The organism is Finegoldia sp. P1-F-LS (genome assembly GCF_052932205.1).
In genome coordinates, this window is record NZ_JBRFJH010000006.1 from 21,659 (window position 1) to 44,154 (window position 22,496).

Below are 22,496 nucleotides of genomic sequence, written 5' to 3' on the forward strand. Positions count from 1 at the left end.
AAAGCAAAATTTAAAAATAATTTAAAATTTTTGTAAGAAAATTTCATTTAAATTCGACTACTATATATGGTACAATAGTAATTAGGAAGGTGTGAAATGAAAAAAAATAAATTAGAAGAATATATAGATAGCGCTATAAGCGACAATGATTTTTCAAAAGTTGGTGAAATAATAGAAAAATCAATCGATATGGCGTTGGATTTATCAAAAAGTGGTCTAAATGTCGTTATGAATACATTTAATCTGAAACCTAAACCGAAACAACAATATCTGGCAAACAAAGACCCTAAGTTAGTAATTCAAAAAAAGATTAATCCAAAAAGCTACTTTGCGCTAAGAAATATAAGTTATGCTATAGGTGCTATGACTTTATTTGGCTCTATGGGATCACTTAATCATGACTTTGTTGATATGGTTGCTGGAATTATGATAGGTTTGGGATTTGGTGTTGTGGGTTTTCTGTCACATATACACGCATCAAAATTACAACGATTTTTAAGATACAAAACAGAAATTGGAGACAATAAAATTTTAAGCGTAGAAGATTTTGCATCTGCGGTTAATCTTCCTGTTGAAAAATGTAGTAAGGAACTAATTTATTTCATAAACAAAAGATACTTCCCTCAAGCTCGTGTTGTGGAAAATGGTCATTTGTTTTTGTTAGATAGAACAAGTTACGATGCTTACAAAGCTCATTATTTAGATGAAAGCAAATCAGAAGAAAACCAAAAAGAGATTGAATCCAACAGAGATATTACTAATTATATTACGATAACTGAAAATTTAATTACATCTATCAAGGATTTTGATTTCAAACAAGATGTCATTAAATTAAAAGATTTATTAGTGTCGATAAATAATCAAATTCAAAACGATAATTCTGATGTCAATGGACTTAATAAATTCGTAGATTATTACACTCCAACGGCTATAAATTTGGTGAAAAATTACATTCAATTTGAAAATGAAAAAAATGATATTATTAGTGTCGAAAAATCAAAGAAAGACATTAAAAATGCCATCGAGAATATCAATAAAGCTTTTTCAAAGCTTTTAACAGATTTGTACAGCGATGATATTTTGAATATTAACTCGGAAATCGAAGTTATGAATACATTGTTGTCACAAGACGGATTGATAGAGAAAAATACAATGTTTAAGAGAGGTGCTGAATAATGGAAGATAAACCTATTAAATTGACTTTAGATGTGGAAGAAGCTACATTGGACGAAGTTAAAGAAGATGAAGTTTTTTACCCTGAATTTGACCAAAAAGTTAATCTTACTCCTGAAGAGCAAAAAACAGTTGATGAATTTGTAAAACAGATTGATTTGTCTAATTCCAATATAGTTTTACAATACGGAGTAGGAGCCCAAAAGAAAATTGCTAGTTTCTCTGAAAAAACACTAAATTCTGTAAAGACAAAAGATTTGGGAGAAGTTGGTAATCTATTATCTTCCGTAGTTACAGAATTAAAATCATTTGATGAAACAGAAGATAAGGGTGTATTTGGATTTTTCAAAAAAGGTGCCAATAAGATAACTGCATTAAGAGCAAACTATGAGAAAGCTGAGAAAAATGTAGATGAGATTTCAAAAATTTTGGAAAACCATCAAATAACATTGATGAAAGATATTTCCTTACTTGACCAAATGTACAAACTTAACGAACAATATTTCAAAGAATTAAGCATGTACATTCTTGCCGGTCAAAAGAAACTGGATCAAGTAAGAAATGAAGAACTTCCTAACATGCTTAAAGAAGCTGAAAGTTCTCCTAATTCAATAACTGCACAAAAAGCAAATGATTTGAGAGATTTGGCCACTAGATTTGAAAAAAAATTGCACGATCTTGAACTTACAAGAATGGTTAGTTTACAAATGGCTCCACAAATAAGAATGGTTCAATCTTCAAATGCTGTCATGGTTGAAAAAATTCAATCTACAATAGTAAATACAATTCCTATATGGAAAAACCAAATGGTTTTGTCATTGGGTGTTTATCATAACTCACAAGCAGCAGAAGCCCAAAAGAAGGTTACTGATTTGACTAATGATTTATTGCGTAAAAACGCAGATACTTTGAAGATGAGTGCCATAGAAACTGCAAAAGCAACTGAAAGAGGAATCGTTGATGTTGAAACAATTAGACACACGAACGAACAACTTATCAGCGCATTGGATGAAGTTAGAAATATTCAAATCGAAGGTCACGAAAATAGACTTAAAGCAAAACAAGAATTAATGGCAATGGAACAAGAATTAAAAAACAGACTTTTAAATAAACCGAATTAATATTTTGGAGTGATATGATAATATCGCTCCTTTTTTGTTGAAAATTGTACTTCTTTATAATAAAATATACTAAATTATAAATGGAGGTCTTATGAAAGAAAAAGTTTTTCACTCGATGGGAATTTATAAGCTTCTCTACATATTGGCAGGTTTGCTGATGGTCGTAGCATTCTTATTTAATTCTCCCACAGAAATTTTTAATGGTTTGATAACTATAATTAAAAGTCCATGCACTTTAATTACAGACTATATGTATTTGGCAAATATTGGAGCTGCGTTTTTTAATGCAGGTTTGATTTGTTTATTGTCAACTCTTTTATCACAAAATTTTAAGGTTGTTATTTCTGGACCGGGAGTCGCAGCTATTTTTACAATGACTGGATTTGCTTTTTTTGGTAAAAATATTTTCAATACAATCCCAATAACTATTGGAGTCTTGATTTATGCGAAAATCGAAAACACATCAAAAGCATCTGTAATACTTCCAGCTTTATTTGGAAGCGCATTGGGCCCTTTGATTAGTGAAATAGCGTTTAATTCTAGTCTATCCCCTGTTCATTCAATCATAATAAGTTATCTTGTAGGAATAAGCATAGGTATAATTATGGTACCACTTTCAGGAGCTTTTTTAAGATTTCACCAAGGTTATAATTTGTACAACATGGGATTTACAGCAGGAATTGTCGGCATGCTTTATGTAGGAATTTTAAGAATGTTCAATGTTACTATAAAATCAGTTAATGTAGTATATCCGACAAATGATATCAGAATTATTATATTTTTGTATTTGCTTTTCATAGCTATATTTTTGTTAGGATTTATAAAGAATAATATGTCTTTTCATGGATATGAAAACATAATGTACAATTCTGGTAGATTAGCAACTGATTTTATATCACTTGATGGTTTATATCAAACTATGATTAATATGGGCATCATGGGGCTAATAGCAACGACATACATCATTATTGTAGGCGGTAACATAAGCGGACCAATAATAGGCGGAATTTTTACTGTTACAGGATTTTCTGCATTTGGTAAGCACCCTAAAAACACTATACCAATTTTAGTTGGAGTTTTTCTAGCTTCAATTTTAAATACTTTTAATCCACTATCTACTTCAAGTCTTTTAGCGGCACTATTTGGAACTACTCTTGCCCCAATTGCTGGTGAGTTTGGCTTTTTCAGAGGAGTTTTAGCCGGATTTTTGCACATGGCTATGGTTTTAAACATAGGAGTTGTTCATGGTGGAGTTAATTTGTACAATAATGGATTTTCAGGCGGATTTGTAGCAGGAATATTAGTTCCTGTTTTTAGTGAAATGGATAATTTTTTAATGAGAGTGAGGTTGAAAAACGATGATTAGTAACGAAGAAAAAAAAGCAAAATTAATCGTGTCAGAAATTTTAAGTTATTTTTTCATGTATGACACAAAAAGTATAAGAATAGATTCAGAGTTCAAAGACGATAAGTTAATTATAATTGCTGAAGGAATTCCAACAAAAACTCCTCAACATCTTGAAGATATGAAAAGACTTATTAATGTAAGAAGATCTCCTCAAATCGAAGATTATTACGCGAATTTATTGGGTTGGGAATCTGATTATAATGATATAAATCTTCTAGGCTCAATGGTTGATTCTGGAATTATTTCTTATGATGGAAAAATTTTGAGTTTTTATGTAGAGCGTCATTTAGTGTAGTTGTAAATTTAAAAGGTAGTGTGAAATTCACACTACCTTTTTTGATTATTTTAAATTGCTATATCGTCTTTCAAATATGGAACTCCATCTGCTGTAGGTGCTTTTGTTTTTCCACCAAATAATATTAGTACAACTAAAGTTGCGACATATGGAATCATGGATATCAATTCTGAAGGTATTGGAAGATTTGTTCCTCCTAATACTACTGATACTGATTGAGCAAATCCGAAGAATAATGCCGCTAACATAACACCTTGAGGAGTCCATTTACCAAATATTACTGTAACCAAAGCTATGAAACCTTGACCAGCAACTAATGCAGGGAAGAATGAAGATACAAGAGAAATTGACATTGTAGCTCCACCTAATCCAGCCATAAATCCTGAGAATAAAACCGCCATATATCTGACTAAAAATACATTTATATTCAAAGTTTCTGCTGCTTTTGGATGTTCTCCAACAGCTATCAATCTCATTCCCCATTTTGTTTTGTACATAAATATATAAATCAAACATACTAAAACAAATACCAAATAAACAGTAGCTGGCAATGAAATTATATTTGCCAAGAATTTATTTTGTATTCCATCAAAGATAAGTGGGATTTTATATTGTGGTTCGATTGGTTTGGTTTGAGTTGCTCCATCAAAAAATATTCTAGATACAAATAATGCAACACCAGGTCCCAAATAGTTTATAGCAATTGCTGAAATTGTTTGGTCTCCAGCAAATGTTATTGAAACAATTGCGTGGATTAATGCAAATACCATTCCGCTAAGACCACCACATAAGAATGCTAACCATGGATTATGAGTGTAATAACCGACAGTTGCTGCAATTAATGCGCCTATTGTCATCATACCTTCAAGTCCAATGTTTGTAACTCCTGATTTTTCAGAAACCATACCACCTAATCCAGCGTATAAAATAGGAGTTGCGTTGATTAATGTATTACCTATTACTAATCCTAAAAGTACTAAGTTCATTATTTGCCTCCTTTGTTTTTGAATCTAGATTTAATTATTCTGAACATCAACGGAATTGCTGTAAACAAAATAATTGTTCCCATTATTATGTTAATCATTTCAGTTGGAGCATGCAAAACTCTTTGAACGTTTGCTCCACTGTATTTCAAGCCACCGAAAAACAATCCCGAGAAAATGCATCCTATTGGGTTATTATTTGCAAGCAAACTAACAGCCAATCCATCAAACCCAAAATTTTCCATGCTAGATAATGCTGAGATTGTGTATCTGTATCCTAATACTTGTGTGATTCCACCAAGTGCACACACTGCACCACTTATAGCCATAGATAATGTCAATTTTTTATTGACATCAATTCCACCATATTTTGCTGCATCTTGGTTGAGACCAACTGCTTTCAATTCATATCCTAAGTTTGTTTTCTTCAAAATATACCATAGCAATATCGCGGCCACAATCGCTAATATTAATCCCAAGTGAATTGGAGCTTTGAAGAAATTATCTATTGCTTTTGGAAGTCCTTTTGCATTTTGCAATAATGTTATTTTTGCAGTTTCTTGAACTTCATGTGTTCCCATTGAGTTAGGTGCTTTAAATTTCGGATAATTTGCAACCATATTATTAAAATAAAAAGCTATCCAGTTAAGCATTATCGTAGATATAACTTCATGAATGCCGAATTTTGCCTTCAAAAATCCAGCTAATGCACCGAAAGCAGCACCGGCTAACATACCTACAATAATTACTACAGGAACGTGAATAAAAGCTGGTAAATGGAGATTATATCCTAAAATAAATGCTACCATTGTTCCAACTATATATTGACCTTCTGCACCGATATTGAATAAACCTGTTTTGAAGGCGAATGCAACACCAAGACCTGTAAATATTATTGGAATGGCATTTACAATTGTCCAACCGACATTTTTAGGTCTTTTAAAAACACCTTCAAGCATTAGTTTGTATGCTTCTAGTGGATTATATCCAGCTAATATTAATGCTAATGCACCAACCAAAAGGCCAATTACAATAGATAAAAGCATGAAGAATAGCTTGTTGTATTTTGTGAATATTGAAATTTTTTCATTGTTATTTTTCATCTACAACACCTCCAGCCATTAATCTACCAAGTTCCATTTCATTAGTTTGGTTTGATGGTTTTTCTCCAACAATTTTTCCATCGAAAATAACTGCAATATTATCTGATAAATCCATTACTTCATCCAATTCAAACGATACTAACAATACCGCTTTATTTTTGTTTCTTTGATCTACTAAATATTTGTGAATAAATTCTATCGCTCCAACATCAAGTCCTCTTGTAGGCTGAGCTGCTATTAATAAATCAGGATTGTTAGAAATTTCTCTTGCTATAATTACTTTTTGTTGGTTACCACCTGACAAATTCTTAGTTTTTTGATGATAATCATTTGGTCTGATGTCAAATTTTTCGATTAATTGTTTTGCGTTTTCATTAATGGCATTAAAATCTAACTTTAACCCTTTACTAAAAGGTTTCTTTTTTACATTTTCCAATATCAAATTGTCAGCAATAGAATAATCTAATATGAGTCCGTGTTTTTGTCTGTCTTCTGGGATTGTGTTCATTCCCGAATCAATGATTTCGCGTGGAGAATGATTTGTGATGTCTTTTCCTTTTAATGTAACAGTTCCTGATTCTATTTTCCTTAGACCAGTAATCGCTTCAATTAATTCCGATTGTCCATTACCATCTACACCAGCAACACCAACAATTTCTCCTCTTCTAACTTGAAGATTTAATTTCTTTACAACGTCAATGTTTCTGGAGTCTTTTACGACTAAATCTTTAATATCTAAGACAACTTCGCCTGGTTCTTGGTCTTGTTTTTCAACATTAAATCTTACATCACGACCAACCATTTTTTCCGCTAAAATATTTTCATCGATTTCTTTTACATTTAACTTATCGATAAATTTACCACGTCTAATTACAGTACAGTAATCAGCCATAGCTTTGATTTCAGATAATTTATGCGTAATTATTATTATGGATTTGCCTAATTCCGTAAGATTTTTTACTATTTTTATAAAATCATCTATCTCTTGTGGAGTTAAAACCGCCGTAGGCTCGTCAAATATCAAAATATCCGCTCCACGATATAGACATTTTAAGATTTCAACTCTTTGTTGCATTCCTACTGAGATATCAGAAACTTTTGCTTCTGGATCAATCGTCAATCCGTATTTTTCTGATAATGCTTTTACCTCTTCGATAGATTTTTTGTTGTCTAGAAATCCACCATTACTTGTTATTTCTTTTCCTAAAACAATATTTTGATATACCGTAAATGGTTCTATAAGCATAAAATGTTGATGAACCATTCCTATTCCCGTTTGTATTGCTAGTTTAGGAGTCATTTGATCAAAAGTTTTTCCTTTTACTGTAACGCTTCCTGATGTGGGCTCATACAACCCGTATAGTATGTTCATTAGAGTTGTTTTTCCAGCTCCGTTTTCTCCCAACAAAGCATGAACCTCTCCTTCATGAAGACTGAAATTTACATTATCAAGTACTTTATTGCTGCCAAAAGATTTTGATATATCTTTTAAATCCACAACAATATTTTTTTCATCGTTCATGTTTTTCCCTTTCATTTTTAAAAATAGTTATAAAAACAGGGATTTTTCAATCCCTGTTCTCAACCTTATTTATCAAATCCGAATTCTGTAAATTCTTTTTCGTTTTGTGGAACTTTGATTTTTCCTTCTTTGATATCATTCTTTAAGCTTTCAACTTTGTCTTTAACATCTTTTGCTACTAAATCATTGTTTGCGTAAGCAATATCTACAGCATCTCCATCTTTTAATGAATAAGTTACTGTACTTCCACCTTCAAACTTACCATCTTTAAGATCTTTTGAGATTTTTTGAACAGCAACATTAACACCTTTAACTGTAGAAACTAACATGTTTTTAGGAGCATCTGCTGATTGGTCTCTGTCAACACCAATAACGTATTTGTTATTGTCGATAGCAGCTTGAATAACACCATATCCAGTACCACCTGCTGCGTGGAAAATAACATCTACACCTTTTTGATACATTAAGTTAGCAATAGATTTACCTTTATCTGGCGCAGCATAACTATCAGCATATTGTGATTGGAATTCAATAGGTTGTTTCTTTTGTCTTTCAGCTTCTTTAACACCTGCTTTGAATCCGTATTCAAATCTATCAATTACATCACTCTTCATACCGCCAACAAAACCAACTTTGTTTGTTTTAGTTGTCATACCAGCGATGTATCCAACTAAGAATGAGTTTTCGTTATCTGCAAATAAAACCCCAATCATATTTGGTCTCTTTTCGACATTTGCATTATCAATTATTGCATATTTTTGATCTTTGTTTTCTTTTGCAGCAGCATCTGTTGCTTTGTACAATGCATATCCAATTGTAAATATTACATCGCTTTCATCATCCAATGCTGTTTCCATATTTGGAGCATATTCTGCTTCTTTGTGTGATTCGATATATCTGTAATCCAACCATCCTTCTTTTTTAGCATTTTCAAATCCTTCATATGCTGATTGGTTGAAAGATTTATCGTTAATTCCACCTTGGTCAGTAACCATAGTTACTTTTACTTTTTCTTTCTTGTCGTTTTTATCTGAAGATTTTCCGCTATCAGATGAATCTTTGCCAGCACCACCACAAGCTGTTGCAAAAACCATACTTAAACAAAGAAATAAAGCAATTATTTTTTTGTAAACTTTTGACATAATGTCCTCCTTCAATTTTAATGATAACATTTGCTTACAATTAAAAAATTTTATCGTACTTTTTCATGGTTTATTTAATAACGTAAACGTTGTTATCGTGTAAATATAGATACCTTCTATACAATATAATATTAGCAATTATTAACTGCATTGTCAAACTAAAAAATGAATTTAACATTGGTCAAATTTTCTGATATTATATAAATAATTAATAATATCAAATTAATAAGGAGACAAAATGAAACACTTAGTATTATGTGGCTGCGGTCACGGTCATATTTTTGTAATCAAAAATATTAAAGAAAAATATCCCGACATAAAAATTACTGTTATCACAGACAACGAATACCAATATTATTCTGGTATGTATACTGGTTTTTTGGAAGGAGTATATTCTCATGATGAGATATGCTTTGATGTACGAAAAGTTTGCGAAAAATACGGCGCTGAATTAATTTTTGATAAAATCGTAAAAATTGACGATGAAAACAAAAAGGTAATAGCTGAAAATCACACTGTAGACTACGATTATTTGAGTATAAATTTAGGAGCTACACAAAAGACAATTGGCAAAGGAGATAATGTAATCAATTCTAAACCCATTAATACGATTATCGATTTGAAAGAAAAAATCAAAGAAAATGATAAAAATATCCTAATATTAGGAGCTGGGGCAAGTGGATTGGAATTAGCTTTTGTATTAAAAACTATTTATCCTGATAAAAATGTGTCTATTGTAACAAGAGGCAGTGTGAATATGGAAGGCTTTAGCGACAAAGCTAATATGAAAGCTAGAAAATTATTAAAGAAAAAAGGTATTAAAGTTTACGAAAACAAAAATGTATCATCAATTGATGAAATAGATATTGATTTTGACAAATTAATCATGTGTATTGGTTCTAGTGGAGTGAATATTGATTTTAGTAATCTAAATACTACCGATAAAAACTTTTTGATTTCCGATGAATATATGAGAATTTCCGACAAAATATTTGCCGTTGGAGATTGTGTAAGTATAGATAAATATCCTAATTTACCAAAGGCAGGCGTGTATGCCATCAGGCAGTCTCCTATTTTGATGAAAAATATTGCACATACATTAAACAATGAAGAATTGGAATCTTATGTTCCAGACACCGATCCTATGCAAATTTTATACTGTGGAAATGAAAAAGCACTACTATACTATAAAGGATTCACTTGGTATTCACATCTTTCATTCGTATTAAAAAGATACATTGATAAAAAATATATGAAATATTAAAATCCCTCTTACGAGGGATTTTTTAATCTATTTCTTTTCTTTCTTTTTCTTCTTGTTCTATTGTTTTTTCTGGAATTATGATATTCAAGAAAAATACAATCAATGTTGCTACAACTACTGGTGATGCTGTGAATACCATTCTGAACCATTGTGGAAAATATCTCACAGCGTTTGGTCCCACTTGTGTGATTCCCATACCAAGTGCTACACCCAATCCAACTATAGTTGTGTTTCTAACGCTCATTTCGCTTGATGTAATTAACTTCATACCACTCATAGCGATTTGTGCGAATACAGATATAGTCGCACCACCAATTACAGCTTGTGGAACTGAAAGCATCAATGCTCCAAATTTTGGAATCAAACCACAAACAAATACCATGCTAGCAGTAATCAATAAAACTTTTCTTGCTATTACTTTTGTCATAGATACAATTCCAACATTTTGTGAATAAGTTGCAGTTGGAAGGGCTCCTATGAATGCACCTATAACACTTACAAGACCATTTGCTTTGATACCACCAGACAATTCTACATCAGTCGGTTCACGATCCATTCCACCAATAGTGGTGCTCGTTAAATCACCTACTGCTTGAACAGAATTTACGATATACATAATTGACATTGTCAAGATAGCATCCAAATGGAATTGGAATTTAAAAGGATAAATTTGTGGAAGCATAAACCAAGAGGCATTAACAACATTGTCAAATTTAACCATGCCTAAAAATAATGATATTATATATCCTACAATAATTCCAACTAAAATTGCCGCTAATTTTATGTAACCTTTCATAAACATATTGCAAAATAAAACAACACACAATGTTATAATCGCTACAACCCAGTTTCTTATTTCACCTTGCATTGGACCATTTCCACCTGACATATAATTTACAGCTACTGAATACAAACTAAGCCCAATAGTTAATACAACAGTCCCAGAAACTATCGGTGGGAAAAATTTCCTTATTTTTCCAATAAACATTCCCGTGAAAATCGCTACAATACCACCTACCAGTTGTGATGCATAGACAGCTCCTATTCCATATTGTTTTCCAATTGATAGTAAAACAGGAATATAAGCAAAACTAACACCCATAATGACTGGTAATTTTGCACCAAATTTTAAAACTGGATACAATTGTAATAATGTAGCTATTGCAGCAATAAACATTCCAGCTTGAATCAAATAAATTGATTGTGCATCTGTAATTGCATGCTCACTTGATTTCAAAGCACTTGCTAAGACTATTGATGGCAAAGCATTACCCACAATCATTGCCAATAAATGTTGCATAGCTATCGGAAATGATTTAAGTAAAGAAGGATTTCCATAATAATCAAACAATGAATTCGACTTACTTTCCATATACACTCTCCTTTATAATTTCATTAAAGTATATTTTATATTAAATTTGAAATAATTAAAAGAGTAATAAAAAAATACTTCCAAAAATCAAATCAATTTCATAATTTGTTTTGGAAGTACTATTATTATTTTACAAATCTTGTTCCTGTTAAACCATTGATTCCCTCTTTTGCTTTTTCCAAAGAAGTAATCAAAGCGATTTTATTATCACCTGATTGAATGAAATTCAAGCAAGCCTTGACTTTTGGAAGCATAGATCCTTCTGCAAATTGTTTTTCTTCAATCAATTTGTGTGCTCTCGATAAGTTTAACTCATCCAAGCCTTCTTCATTTTCTTCACCGTAATTAATACATACTTTTTCTACAGCAGTTAGAATGATTAAAAAATCTGCATCTGAAATTTCAGCTAATTTTTCAGAAGTAAAATCCTTATCTATTACAGCACCTATTCCTTCTAATTGACCATCATTTTCTATAACAGGGATTCCTCCGCCCCCGCCAGCAATAACAATGAAATCTTCTTTTATCAAAGTATTGATTTCTTCTTTTTCGATAATGTCAATTGGTTTTGGTGATGGAACAACTCTTCTGTAGCCTCTGTTTGAATCTTCTTTAAAAGTATAGCCACTTTCTTTGGCAAGCTTTTCAGATTCTTCTTTTGAGTAAAATAGTCCTACTGGTTTTGTTGGATTAGAGAAAGCCTCATCATTCTTGTCTACTTTAACTTGTGTAATAATAGTAGACACAGCATTTTTCATATTTCTTTTTGATAATTCATTTTTGATAGCCTTTTGTAAATGATATCCTATGTATCCTTGACTCATTGCAACACATTCTGCAAATGGCATATTTGAAATTTGTGAATTTGAATTGTGAGCTGTTTCCATAGCCAAATTTATCATACCCACTTGTGGACCATTACCATGGCAAACGATAACCTCATTACCGTCTTCAACCAAATCAACTATGGATACTGCAGTTTTTCTAACCGCTTTTATTTGTTCTTCTGGTGAATTTCCGAGAGCGTTTCCACCTAATGCTAAAACTACTTTTTTCATTTTATCTCCTTTTTATAAATTAAAAATAGTATCCAAATACAAAATCTCAATGCTAAACATTGAGATTTTAATTATTAGACACTTCGATAAATATATATTACACTTATTCTGTAAAAAATACAAGCATTTTAGAAAGTTTTTGTAATATCTTCTGTTAAATTATTACTAGTTTTGTTAAAATTTGACATAGCTTTTTCATATTCTTTGATTAATTTGATTCCTGCCTCAGTCAATGTGGAACCTCCACCATGCGCTCCGCCAATTTCAGTATCTACGAACTTCTCTCCATAGATTTTTTCGCTATTTTTAATAATATTAAAAGCTTTGCTGTAACTCATTTTGAGATTTTTTGAAGCTTTGTTAAGAGATTTTGTCTTGTTTATTTCTTTTAAAAGTAGATAATTTCCTTTTCCAAAAAATTTCTTACCATTATCATCTTCAAACCAGAACTTACAATTTACCTTCATCACCAAGCTCCTTTATTTTTTCTTCAGTTTCCTTGATCCACACAGGAATTATACAATCAAAGTCGTTGTATATTTTCAATATTCTATCAAACTCTTGCGTTAAATCAACTTCTTTTGATTCGTTCAATTTTGGTTCCAATATATCCAATATAGAGTAAATTGCAAGAATTCTGTAAAATAATCTTGGAATTTTTCCATTAAAATACGATTTTAATAATGAATAATAGAATATCCTGCTATTCTCATTTACTTCATTAATTTTTCTGAACTCATAGAAAGAATCTGCCATGTAACTGATATTTTTAGATACAAAATTCAAATTGTTATCGTCTGCATAAATAGATCCTATATTATCAAACAAATAAATGTTACTCAACTTTCTTGAATCAATCAAATATCTATTACTTTCGATATAATCAAAAACTATATAGTCCTTTTCACCTCTGAAATTTGTCATGGAATAATTGTAAATAAGATTATTGATTTTGTAATTAAAAATCTTAGACCACGTAGTATCGTCGTCAATTTGGCTATTATCGTGAAGTTTTCTTAGAACTTTTCCCACTTCATTGCCAAGTTCGATTTGTTTTATTGGATTGATTTGTTCTGTAAGATTTTGAATGTATTTCTTGATAACAAAAGTATGCCCATTTTCAAATCCACTATCTTCAATCTTTGTAAATTTGTCATTTAGCTCATACAATAAATTATTATTTCTTTTATTCAAATTCAAGAAAGACTCCAAATCTCCCTCATATATTTCTACAATATATTTACCTGAATTAGTATTTACAATGTATTTATCATCTTGCAAATCACAATCGCAAATATCTTTATCTTTAAAAAATTGTAAATCTTTGATTTCCATATAATCACCAATACAATTTTATCATTAAACATCAGAATTTGAAAACAAAATATTTATTTGGAAATCTTCTTTTCAATTTCTGAAGTTTTTTTCAATTTTAAAATTTCATCAGCATAAATTTTTGCTTCTTCAAATGAATTGTTAGCTATAATATCTTTGATTTTTGGAATTGATGCTGCAGGTGCAGAAAACTCATCTAAACCCATACCCAATAGAAGTTTCGTAGCTTTCGTATCTCCAGCAAATCCACCACACATTCCAGTCCATTTCCCATGTTCGTGGCTTACATCTATAACTTTTTTAATAGCTCTTAAAACCGCTGGATTATATGTGTTATATAGGTTAGAAATTTTTTCATTACCTCTGTCGCTTGCCAAAATATATTGAGTCAAATCATTAGTTCCAATACTAAAGAAATCGACGTATTCTATTAAATCTTCAGCGACAATAACACTTGCTGGAGTTTCGATCATGATTCCAACTTCGATATTTTCATCAAAATCAATATTATCTTTTCTCAATTGTTTTTTATTATTCTCTATGATTTCAAGTGCATTCTCTATTTCTTCAACCGAAATAACCATAGGAAGCATTATTCTAATTTTTCCAAATGCAGAAGCTCTTAAAATAGCTTTAATTTGAGCATCAAAAACATCTCTCATATCAAAGCAAAATCTCAAAGCTCTCCAACCCAAAAATGGATTATCTTCTTTGGGGAATTTGTAATAAGGAAGTTCTTTATCTCCACCTATGTCCAAAGTTCTTATAATTACTGATTTTCCATCTAAAATTTCCACAACTTTTTTATAAGATTCAAATTGTTCATCTTCAGTTGGAAAATGGTCATTGTACATATACAAAAATTCTGTTCTGAATAATCCGACTCCCTCAGCCCCGGATTCTAAACCTTTATCAAGATCTTCGATATTTCCAATATTAGTCATTACATCAATATCTCTTCCATCTTTGGTGATAGCCTTTTTGTGCCTATTTTCTTCGAGCCTTAATTTTTCATTATCTAATTCAGATTTTATATTCTTATATTCTGAAATAGTTTTATCATCAGGATCAATTATACAAATTCCCTTAAATGAATCTATAATAACTGTTTGAGAATCATTAACATTTTCTGTAATATCCTTCATTCCTACAAGACAAGCAATCCCTAAAGTTTGTGCAATAATTGATGTATGAGCGGTTTTCCCACCTAAATCCATCAAAAAACCTACTACATGATCTTTGTCAATTATAGATGTCTCGTAAGGAGTTAATTCTTTTGAAACCAAAATAGTATTAGGTTCCAACGAATCTAGTTTTTGATATTCAATTCCTTTAATCTTGTATAATAATTGTTGTCCTATATCCTTGTAATCCGCAGCTCTTTCTCTCATATACTCATTATCAAGAGACTCCATCATCACAACCATTTCATCTATTGTATCTGTTAGTGCTTTGTCACTTGAATTATTCTCGTTAATTTTTCCGATAACAGTTTCTGATAAAAAAGGATCATCCAACATACTCAAATGAGCTTCGATAACTTGTTTTTGTGTATCATTATCAACCTTAGTCTCAGATAAAATTGTTTTGTAATCATCCAAAGCTTTATTAAACTTATCTACATGAAGTTTAATTTCTTCGTCAGAAATTTTTTCGGTATTAATCTTAACTTTCTGTTTTCTCATAAGTTTAACTTTACCAATAGCTATCTGCTCACTTGCAATAATACCTTCTTTAATTAAACTCATATTACCTCCTTATAAACTAAAGCCGCCACAAAAGTGACGGCTATACATTCTTACTTGAATTAGTCTTCCAAATTTTCTATAAATTCAACTAGTTTTTTTAAATTTTCTTCTTCGTTTTCGCCATCTAATCTAACAGTAACTTCAGTATCTTGTGAAATACCTAAAGCCATAACGTTGAAAATAGATTTAGCGTTAGCTGTTTTTCCGTCTTTAATAAGCTCAACTTTACCATCAAAATTCTTTACAAATTGTACCAATGATGCAGCTGGACGAGCATGCAAACCAGTTTCATTTTTAACTATAACATTTTGTTCTACCATAATAATAATCCTCCTATGACTACTTTATTTATATCCTATTATTCGATTTTTTAAACAGGAAAATATTTTAATTGATATCTTTTACAGATTCTCTTTTCATTATTTGAGAACCTAGTATTGCTTTTTCATTAATAGTTTTGTTTTCTTTCAAGACCTTTACTAAAGTTCTCATTGATACTGCCCCAATATCATAATAAGGTTCTTGAACTGTAGTAAGAGTTGGTCTGTAAATACTTGTCATTGGTATATCTCCAAATCCGGATACAGAAATATCTTCAGGAACTTTTTTGTTATTATCGTAGCAATAATTTATAAATCCAATAGCTTGTGCATCTTCACTAAAACTTACACAAGTTATATCTTGTGATTCTTTTAATTGGAAAATCTTATCTCCTGCTTCATAACCATCTTTTACAGAAACTCCTTCTGATGAGATTTCAAATTTTTCTAATTTCAAATCATCACAAGCTTGTCTGTATCCTTTTAATTTTTCTTGACCAATTTCAGTGTCTTGATTTTCTTTTACAAATAAAATTTTCTTGTGACCTAAATCATAAATATGATTAATCATATTTATCATAGCTTCTTTGTAATCTATTTGTACAGTATGAACATCTTTTATATTCCAGAACTTATCCAATTGAATATATGGAACTGTTTGATCCTTTAATTTAAAAATAACCTCTGGCTCAATATCTTCTGAAATCAAAATTATTCCTTCCACTTGCTTTGTGAACATGAAATCTATAATCTTTTTTTCTTGTTCCAAATCGCCATATGTAGAAGATAAAAGTATATCGTATTTGTACATTCTTCCAATTTCTTCAGCGCCTCTTACAATTTGTGCCATGTATGGAATACCGATATCTTTCACTACAACGCCAATCAAATTGGATCTTTTCATTACCAAAGATCTTGCCAATTCATTTGGCTTAAAATCAAGTTTTTCGATTGCATCCAAAACTTTTCTACGCGCTTCTGGGCTTACAGGCTTAGAATCATTCATAACTCTAGATACTGTAGAAATCGAAACCCCAGCTAGTTTTGCTACATCTTTAATTGTTGGTGATGACATTTAATCGCTCCTTACTAAAATATTTATTGGTTTGTTATTAATCTCAACTTTCACTGGTAAATTTCCACCATATTCACCATCAACATCTCCTGGAACAGTCTGTGATGATTCAATGGTTAAAGTATCAGTTTGAAAATATAATACATCTTCAGAGTAGATATGCTTTGAACTAAAAGCATCTATCATAATCTGTGCAACTTCTTTAAGACGAGAATGTTTAATAATCAAAACATCTAATTTATTATCATCGATTCTTGCCTGTGGGCAAATATTTTCAAATCCACCTACAGTATTCGAGTTTGAAATAATCATTATAGGCGATTTAACTTCTAAATAATCATCCTTAGTTTTGATTTTCAACTCCATAGGCTGATTCAATGTGTTTGGAAGTTCTTTTAATCCTTCTACAATATAGGCCAGTCTACCAAAAATCGCTTTTTGAGCCTTATCAGTTACATAACTAACAGAAGCAATATTTCCTACTGCAAAAACGTTGATGAAAAACCTATGCGAATCATCATTACTTATCTTTCCGACATCGCTTTTTATGATTTTACCCGTTTTAATCATTCTATATAATTTGTAAGGTGTTGATGGCAAGTCTAGATAAGTTGCGAAATCGTTTACTGTACCTGTAGAATATATCGTAATCGGAATATCACTTTCGCTATCGCAAATTCCATTTACAACTTCATTAACCGTTCCATCTCCGCCAGAAATAACTATCAAATCCCACTCATCTGAAGATGTATTAAATGCCTCATTGTAAGCATCATTTTTCTTCTTTGTTTTAAAAAGTTGAACCACAAAATTATCTTCTATTAAATAATTAATTAGTTTCGTCAAATCTCTACTATGTGCTTGACTCCCAGACGATGGATTCGAGATAATTTTTATTTTTTTCATTCTATCCCATCTTTCCTTAATAGCATATCAAAAATTCAATCGTTTTTCAATAGGAATTTAACATTTTTACAATTGTTTTCATAGAAATATAGTGAACTTAAAATTTACAATAAGCCAATCAGAAATACTCAGATTGGCTTAAAAAATTTTATTCAATTATCTTCTAGCTAAACTTTTTACGAAATTGATAATATCCCTTGCAGATCCAACATAGTCTGCAGAATTTAAAAATCCGTATTTTATATTAGTAGCAGTATCTGTTACAGATTCTGCAACATAATCTACAGTATTAGATACATTGCTTGAAACAGATTCCACATGAGATAAAGTGTTACTTACATTATTTGTAATATTTCTTACATCTGGAGAAACATCGCCAATTAATCTATCGGCTTTATTAGTAATTCCTGATACATTATCCAAGATTTGTGGAACTTCGCCAATTGATCTATCGATATCCTTTTTATTATCTGCCAAAACAGCTTTTATGCTTTTGATTAGGTCAGTAAGTTTTAATAAGAATACGATTAAAGCAATTAAGAATCCAGATAAACAAATATATAATATTATTTTAAATATATATAAAGCATCTATCATTTCTTACCTACTTTTTGATTTCTTTTTTTACTTCTTTTGCTTCTTCTTTTGCAGTTTCAGCAGTTTTCTTTGCTTGTTTTTTGCCTTCTTCTACAGTTTTTTCTGCGCCTTCTTTTGCATCTTCTGCGACTTTTTTAGCTGAATCTCCAACTTTTTTTGCTGAATCTTTTACTTGTTCTTTAGTATCTTTTACATCTTCTTTGATATCTTTTGCATCTTTTTTAACTACTTCTTTAAGATCTTCACCAAGAACTCCTAAATCATTTTTAACTTCGTCAAATTGATCAGAAACTCTGTTTAATTCTGTCATTCCTCTATCTTGGAAATCTTGATATTTGTCTTTTACGCTGTCTGTAACATTATCTGCAGTTAACTTGACAGTGTCTACTGCATCGTTAAAATTATTTACTGCTGTTTTCTTTGTTTCTTCAGCGAATTTTTTGATATCTTTTCGAGTTTCTTCACCTGATTTAGGCGCTAATAATAAACCAGCTGCTAAACCTAATGAAGCACCGATAACTGTACCTAATGTAATTTTAGCTTCGTCTTCGTATTTACGTTTAGCAATTTCCCATTTGATTTGTCTTTCTTTTTCTCTTCTTTTATGTTCCAAGTAATCCATTAAACTCATAATAACATCTCCTTAAATAATTTTTTACTATGTTTTTATTATACCCTTTTATTAAAATGCTCAATCATTTTAATAAAATAATTATAATTTAGTCTTTTAAATACAATCTAACCCAAGTTTCCCAACCAACAGTTTGTTTAGGAGATTTTAATAGTCCATTTTTCCCTTTGGCTACAATTCTCACAAAATCTTGATCTTCTGTTAGATTTTTTTTACCTCTATCATTAAAATTATCTGTAGTAAGTCCTGTGTTTTTATCATTTACATATACAAGACAGTCTTCATCAATTGTTTTTCTGATTTCGTAATTTTTATCCCCACTTGTTACATCAAAATCAGGAAGAGATTTACTGATATCTACCGTGTCCCAATTAATAGTATTATTTTTAGAGAAAAATGACAAATCAAAATTTTGTCTCAAAGTTAAATCATTTGATTCAATTACTAAAACTTTCTTTCCAGCAAATGCATATTCCGATGCATTTTCTACACTCAACTTTGCATTTATTGGATTTTCTATTGTAAGTTTGATTGGATCTATCAAAATTTTATATCCATCATTTCCTTTAACCATCTTTATTGGATTAGTACTTTTGTATGATTTATTTGATTTTAATTTTGCTTCATCATCCTCTAACCATTTCAAAATAGTCGCTTGATGTTGTGGATTAGAATTTATTTCGTTTATAAATTCTTCTGCATCTTTATTTTTAAAAGGTATAGATTGGTTTGAAGATTGAACAACGCTTATCATTTGTTCTGATGATTTTGATTGCACAGATTGTATGAATTTAGCTTTTACAGATTCTGCAGTGATGGTTCTTTCTGCTAAATTTTCTTGAAACATTGGTTTTATGTATTTGATTCCAAATACAATACCAATTAATAAAGCTATTCCAATAACAGACAAGATAATTTTTTTAATTATAGGTGACTTATCATCATCGTAATCGTAATAATCATAGTAATCTTCATAATCGTTGTTTGTTTCTTGATATGCTTTTTTTCTTTCTTCTTTCAAGGATTCTGATTCAATATCTACAACATTTAGCCTATCTGTTGTGTCTTGATTTGAGTATTTATTCTCATGATAATGATTCTTCTCATTAGAAGAATTTTCTTCATAAGAATTTAAAAATTCTTCATTTTCTGTTAATCCAAGTTTATGGTTTTGAGTTTCGTTTCTAAATTTAGAAGCTTCTAACAAAAAATCTTCAAATGTTTTGCCTTCAGAAGAATAATCATCATCTTTTGAAAAATCATGACCACATACTCTACAAAATCTATCATCAATTTCTACAAATGAATTACAATTTGGGCATTTTTTTAAATTAGAATCTTTCATAATATCACTCACCTTATCTATCATATATTATACATTTTCATGCTACTTAAGTGAATAGATAACATAAAATTAAATGCATAATAAAAAAGCATGAGATTTTTCCCATGCTAATAAGCGAAATCGCTTTTATTCACAAAATATCCTCAGAAGACCCTAATCAATTAATGACCTTCAGTATGTGAAGGTGGGTTGACTGTATCAAACATCTGGCATCCCTTCAAGGAGGGCTCGTCATCAATTATCAAACGTCCGTCATCCCTTATAGTGTGTGTCGGTTTAATTTTTCAGGGTTCCTCTTCTGAGGTTAATTTAATTATACTACAACGTAAAATTGTTTTCAAGGGAAGTTATTCTTTCAAATAATCTTTGAATCTTTCTGGAAGATTTGTCGCAATATTATGGAACTCCCCTTTCATATCCACAAATTCTATCTTATTAGCGTGAAGCATTTGAGAAAAGTTTTTGATTTTTTCTCAATACAAGCTATCTGCAACAATTGGACAATTGATATATTCCATGCTAACTCTTATCTGATGAGTTCTTCCTGTTAATAGCTCTAAACTTACCAATGAATAATCGCCATAATTTTTCAAATTTTCCAAAATTGTCACGCTTTTTTTCCCATTTTCATCAATTTCTGTTTTAATTCCATCTCGTTTCAAATTCAACTCTATTTTTTGATTTATTGGATTTCCCATCACAATTGCCAAATATTTTTTCTTAAATGAGTTTTTTTGATAAAAAGCTTGTGCTATTTTATTTTTCGCAACCATTACCACGCCTGATGTGTCTTGATCCAATCTATTTATAAATCTAACTTTCTGCTTAATATTTCTTTGTTCAAACAAATAAGACACGAAATTTGCCAAGCTTTTTTCTCCATCTTTATTCATAGTTAGCTTGTCAGGTTTATTTAATACGAAAATATCATCATCTTCATAAAGAACTTCGATGTCCATGTTAATTGGCTCATATTTGTTTTCTTCATCCCTAAGATTGATAGTTACAATATCTCCTTTTTCTAACTTAGAGTTTCTCTTAGCATGTTTCCCATTTATAAAAATATCGTCTTTGTAAATACTGATGAATAAATTATGGGAAATGTGATTTTTTTTCAAAAATTCATCTAATCTTATTTTTTTATCTACATTAAAACTAATTTGTCTCATTGTTTAAATCTCCAGTTATTTGGTATAATAAAATTATAACAAATATTAGGAGCTTTTAGAATAAATGAACAATAACAGCAAAATTATAAATATATATGTAAACGATAACCAAAAATCGCTGGAAACAGCGCTGATTGTCAAAGATAAATTAGAACAGAAAGGATTCAAACCTACATTTGATTTTGACGAAAATGCACTCATTAATCTATGCATTGGCGGGGATGGTGCTTTTTTAAGAGCTGTTCATAAATACGAGTTTTCAACAATTCCTTTCGTTGGAATAAATACAGGACATCTTGGATTTTATCAAGAAATTTTAATTCCAAATATCGACAAATTTATTTCAGATTTAATCAATGAAAATTATGGAATTGAAAAAATTTCTTTACTAGAATCAAAAACCGCAATCAGAAATAGCAGCAAAACTTATACACACAAAGCACTTAACGAGTTCGTAGTAAAAAGCGATGACTCCTCTATTGTATATTTGGATGTATACATCGATGATAATCACTTAGAATCATTTGCTGGAGATGGAATAATAGTCTCCACTCCTTCTGGGTCAACTGCATATAACTTCTCAGCGGGTGGATCTGTTTTGTATCATGGTCTAGATGGTTTCCAAGTGACTCCACTAGCTCCAATTAATTCGAAAGCTTATCGTTCACTTTTGAATTCTCTTGTAGTTCCATCGAAAAGTAATGTTACATTGTATTTTAGAGACCACAATTTTGACAGAAAAAGTTCCATAGTTTTGGCAGACGGATTGAACAGAAGCTATGATAATGTAGATTATGTAAATTTCACTTATTCTGATCAATATATCAACAAATTAGTTTTCTTAAAAGACTGGTATTGGTTAAATATCAAAGACAAATTCTTATAAAAAGAAAAACATGGATTGCAATGAATTATCAAAGCTATCCATG

Annotated in this window: 22 protein-coding genes; 6 read left to right on the forward strand and 16 right to left on the reverse strand. The window is 30.5% G+C overall.

The annotated features are described in order from the left end of the window. The first annotated feature begins 96 nt into the window (after positions 1 to 96). From ACU68Y_RS06100 to ACU68Y_RS06115, 4 genes are all read left to right on the forward strand, one after another. Complete coding sequence (locus tag ACU68Y_RS06100) at positions 97 to 1,176, forward strand: 5-bromo-4-chloroindolyl phosphate hydrolysis family protein (protein WP_446755711.1); 1,080 nt, start codon at positions 97 to 99, stop codon at positions 1,174 to 1,176. Next, positions 1,176 to 2,294: a toxic anion resistance protein gene (locus tag ACU68Y_RS06105; protein WP_446755710.1), complete on the forward strand. Its 1,119-nt coding sequence runs from the start codon at positions 1,176 to 1,178 to the stop codon at positions 2,292 to 2,294. Before ACU68Y_RS06100 ends, ACU68Y_RS06105 begins: the two co-directional genes overlap by 1 nt. 91 nt (positions 2,295 to 2,385) lie before the next feature. Beyond that, positions 2,386 to 3,660, forward strand: coding sequence for a DUF1576 domain-containing protein (locus ACU68Y_RS06110; RefSeq protein WP_002837641.1), 1,275 nt, complete (start codon positions 2,386 to 2,388; stop codon positions 3,658 to 3,660). Continuing rightward, on the forward strand, positions 3,653 to 3,997 hold the full coding sequence (locus tag ACU68Y_RS06115; protein WP_002837793.1) for a hypothetical protein: 345 nt from the start codon (positions 3,653 to 3,655) through the stop codon (positions 3,995 to 3,997). The genes ACU68Y_RS06110 and ACU68Y_RS06115 overlap by 8 nt, the downstream gene beginning before the upstream one ends. Before the next feature lie 50 nt (positions 3,998 to 4,047). On the opposite strand, the gene ACU68Y_RS06120 is transcribed toward ACU68Y_RS06115, so the two are convergent. The 4 genes from ACU68Y_RS06120 to ACU68Y_RS06135 form a co-directional block, all read right to left on the reverse strand. Beyond that, complete coding sequence (locus ACU68Y_RS06120; protein ID WP_002837778.1) at positions 4,048 to 4,983, reverse strand: ABC transporter permease; 936 nt, start codon at positions 4,981 to 4,983, stop codon at positions 4,048 to 4,050. Then, entirely contained in the window at positions 4,983 to 6,083 is a 1,101-nt protein-coding gene (locus tag ACU68Y_RS06125) for an ABC transporter permease (protein WP_304152081.1), read from the reverse strand. Before ACU68Y_RS06125 ends, ACU68Y_RS06120 begins: the two co-directional genes overlap by 1 nt. Further along, a complete protein-coding gene (locus ACU68Y_RS06130) occupies positions 6,073 to 7,605 on the reverse strand; it encodes an ABC transporter ATP-binding protein (protein WP_002840308.1) in 1,533 nt (510 codons plus the stop codon). Before ACU68Y_RS06130 ends, ACU68Y_RS06125 begins: the two co-directional genes overlap by 11 nt. A 65-nt stretch (positions 7,606 to 7,670) precedes the next feature. Beyond that, a complete protein-coding gene (locus ACU68Y_RS06135; protein WP_002840315.1) occupies positions 7,671 to 8,747 on the reverse strand; it encodes a BMP family lipoprotein in 1,077 nt (358 codons plus the stop codon). Positions 8,748 to 8,985: 238 nt separating this feature from the next. Between ACU68Y_RS06135 and ACU68Y_RS06140 the strand changes: the two genes are divergently transcribed. Continuing rightward, positions 8,986 to 10,011: an NAD(P)/FAD-dependent oxidoreductase gene (locus ACU68Y_RS06140; protein WP_094202709.1), complete on the forward strand. Its 1,026-nt coding sequence runs from the start codon at positions 8,986 to 8,988 to the stop codon at positions 10,009 to 10,011. A 22-nt stretch (positions 10,012 to 10,033) separates the two neighbouring features. On the opposite strand, the gene ACU68Y_RS06145 is transcribed toward ACU68Y_RS06140, so the two are convergent. The 12 genes from ACU68Y_RS06145 to ACU68Y_RS06200 form a co-directional block, all read right to left on the reverse strand. Continuing rightward, positions 10,034 to 11,383, reverse strand: coding sequence for a uracil-xanthine permease family protein (locus ACU68Y_RS06145; RefSeq protein WP_094202710.1), 1,350 nt, complete (start codon positions 11,381 to 11,383; stop codon positions 10,034 to 10,036). Positions 11,384 to 11,508: 125 nt separating this feature from the next. Continuing rightward, on the reverse strand, positions 11,509 to 12,441 hold the full coding sequence (gene arcC, locus ACU68Y_RS06150; protein WP_094202711.1) for a carbamate kinase: 933 nt from the start codon (positions 12,439 to 12,441) through the stop codon (positions 11,509 to 11,511). Between the two features lie 128 nt (positions 12,442 to 12,569). Beyond that, entirely contained in the window at positions 12,570 to 12,908 is a 339-nt protein-coding gene (locus ACU68Y_RS06155; protein WP_094202712.1) for a winged helix-turn-helix domain-containing protein, read from the reverse strand. Continuing rightward, positions 12,892 to 13,776 carry a hypothetical protein gene (locus ACU68Y_RS06160; protein ID WP_094202713.1) on the reverse strand — a complete coding sequence of 295 codons (885 nt, stop codon included), beginning with the start codon at positions 13,774 to 13,776 and terminating at the stop codon, positions 12,892 to 12,894. Before ACU68Y_RS06160 ends, ACU68Y_RS06155 begins: the two co-directional genes overlap by 17 nt. Positions 13,777 to 13,829: 53 nt before the next feature. Further along, entirely contained in the window at positions 13,830 to 15,524 is a 1,695-nt protein-coding gene (gene ptsP / locus ACU68Y_RS06165) for a phosphoenolpyruvate--protein phosphotransferase (protein WP_002842124.1), read from the reverse strand. A 59-nt stretch (positions 15,525 to 15,583) separates the two neighbouring features. Beyond that, complete coding sequence (locus tag ACU68Y_RS06170) at positions 15,584 to 15,844, reverse strand: HPr family phosphocarrier protein (RefSeq protein WP_002836732.1); 261 nt, start codon at positions 15,842 to 15,844, stop codon at positions 15,584 to 15,586. Positions 15,845 to 15,911: 67 nt separating this feature from the next. After that, complete coding sequence (locus tag ACU68Y_RS06175) at positions 15,912 to 16,919, reverse strand: LacI family DNA-binding transcriptional regulator (RefSeq protein WP_002842202.1); 1,008 nt, start codon at positions 16,917 to 16,919, stop codon at positions 15,912 to 15,914. Then, positions 16,920 to 17,825, reverse strand: a complete 906-nt coding sequence (locus ACU68Y_RS06180; protein WP_446755709.1) for a diacylglycerol/lipid kinase family protein — start codon at positions 17,823 to 17,825, stop codon at positions 16,920 to 16,922. Positions 17,826 to 17,981: 156 nt separating this feature from the next. Continuing rightward, on the reverse strand, positions 17,982 to 18,422 hold the full coding sequence (locus tag ACU68Y_RS06185) for a hypothetical protein (RefSeq protein ID WP_002837755.1): 441 nt from the start codon (positions 18,420 to 18,422) through the stop codon (positions 17,982 to 17,984). Between the two features lie 7 nt (positions 18,423 to 18,429). Then, on the reverse strand, positions 18,430 to 19,053 hold the full coding sequence (locus ACU68Y_RS06190; RefSeq protein ID WP_094202714.1) for a YtxH domain-containing protein: 624 nt from the start codon (positions 19,051 to 19,053) through the stop codon (positions 18,430 to 18,432). A gap of 88 nt (positions 19,054 to 19,141) precedes the next feature. Next, the gene (locus ACU68Y_RS06195) at positions 19,142 to 20,398 is read right to left on the reverse strand and encodes a zinc ribbon domain-containing protein (protein ID WP_446755708.1); all 1,257 of its coding nucleotides are present in this window, start codon (positions 20,396 to 20,398) and stop codon (positions 19,142 to 19,144) included. 473 nt (positions 20,399 to 20,871) lie between these two features. After that, the gene (locus tag ACU68Y_RS06200) at positions 20,872 to 21,567 is read right to left on the reverse strand and encodes an RluA family pseudouridine synthase (protein WP_446755707.1); all 696 of its coding nucleotides are present in this window, start codon (positions 21,565 to 21,567) and stop codon (positions 20,872 to 20,874) included. 64 nt (positions 21,568 to 21,631) lie between these two features. On the opposite strand from ACU68Y_RS06200, the gene ACU68Y_RS06205 reads away from it, so the two are divergent. Further along, positions 21,632 to 22,453, forward strand: a complete 822-nt coding sequence (locus ACU68Y_RS06205) for an NAD(+)/NADH kinase (protein ID WP_002837640.1) — start codon at positions 21,632 to 21,634, stop codon at positions 22,451 to 22,453. Positions 22,454 to 22,496 lie beyond the last annotated feature (43 nt).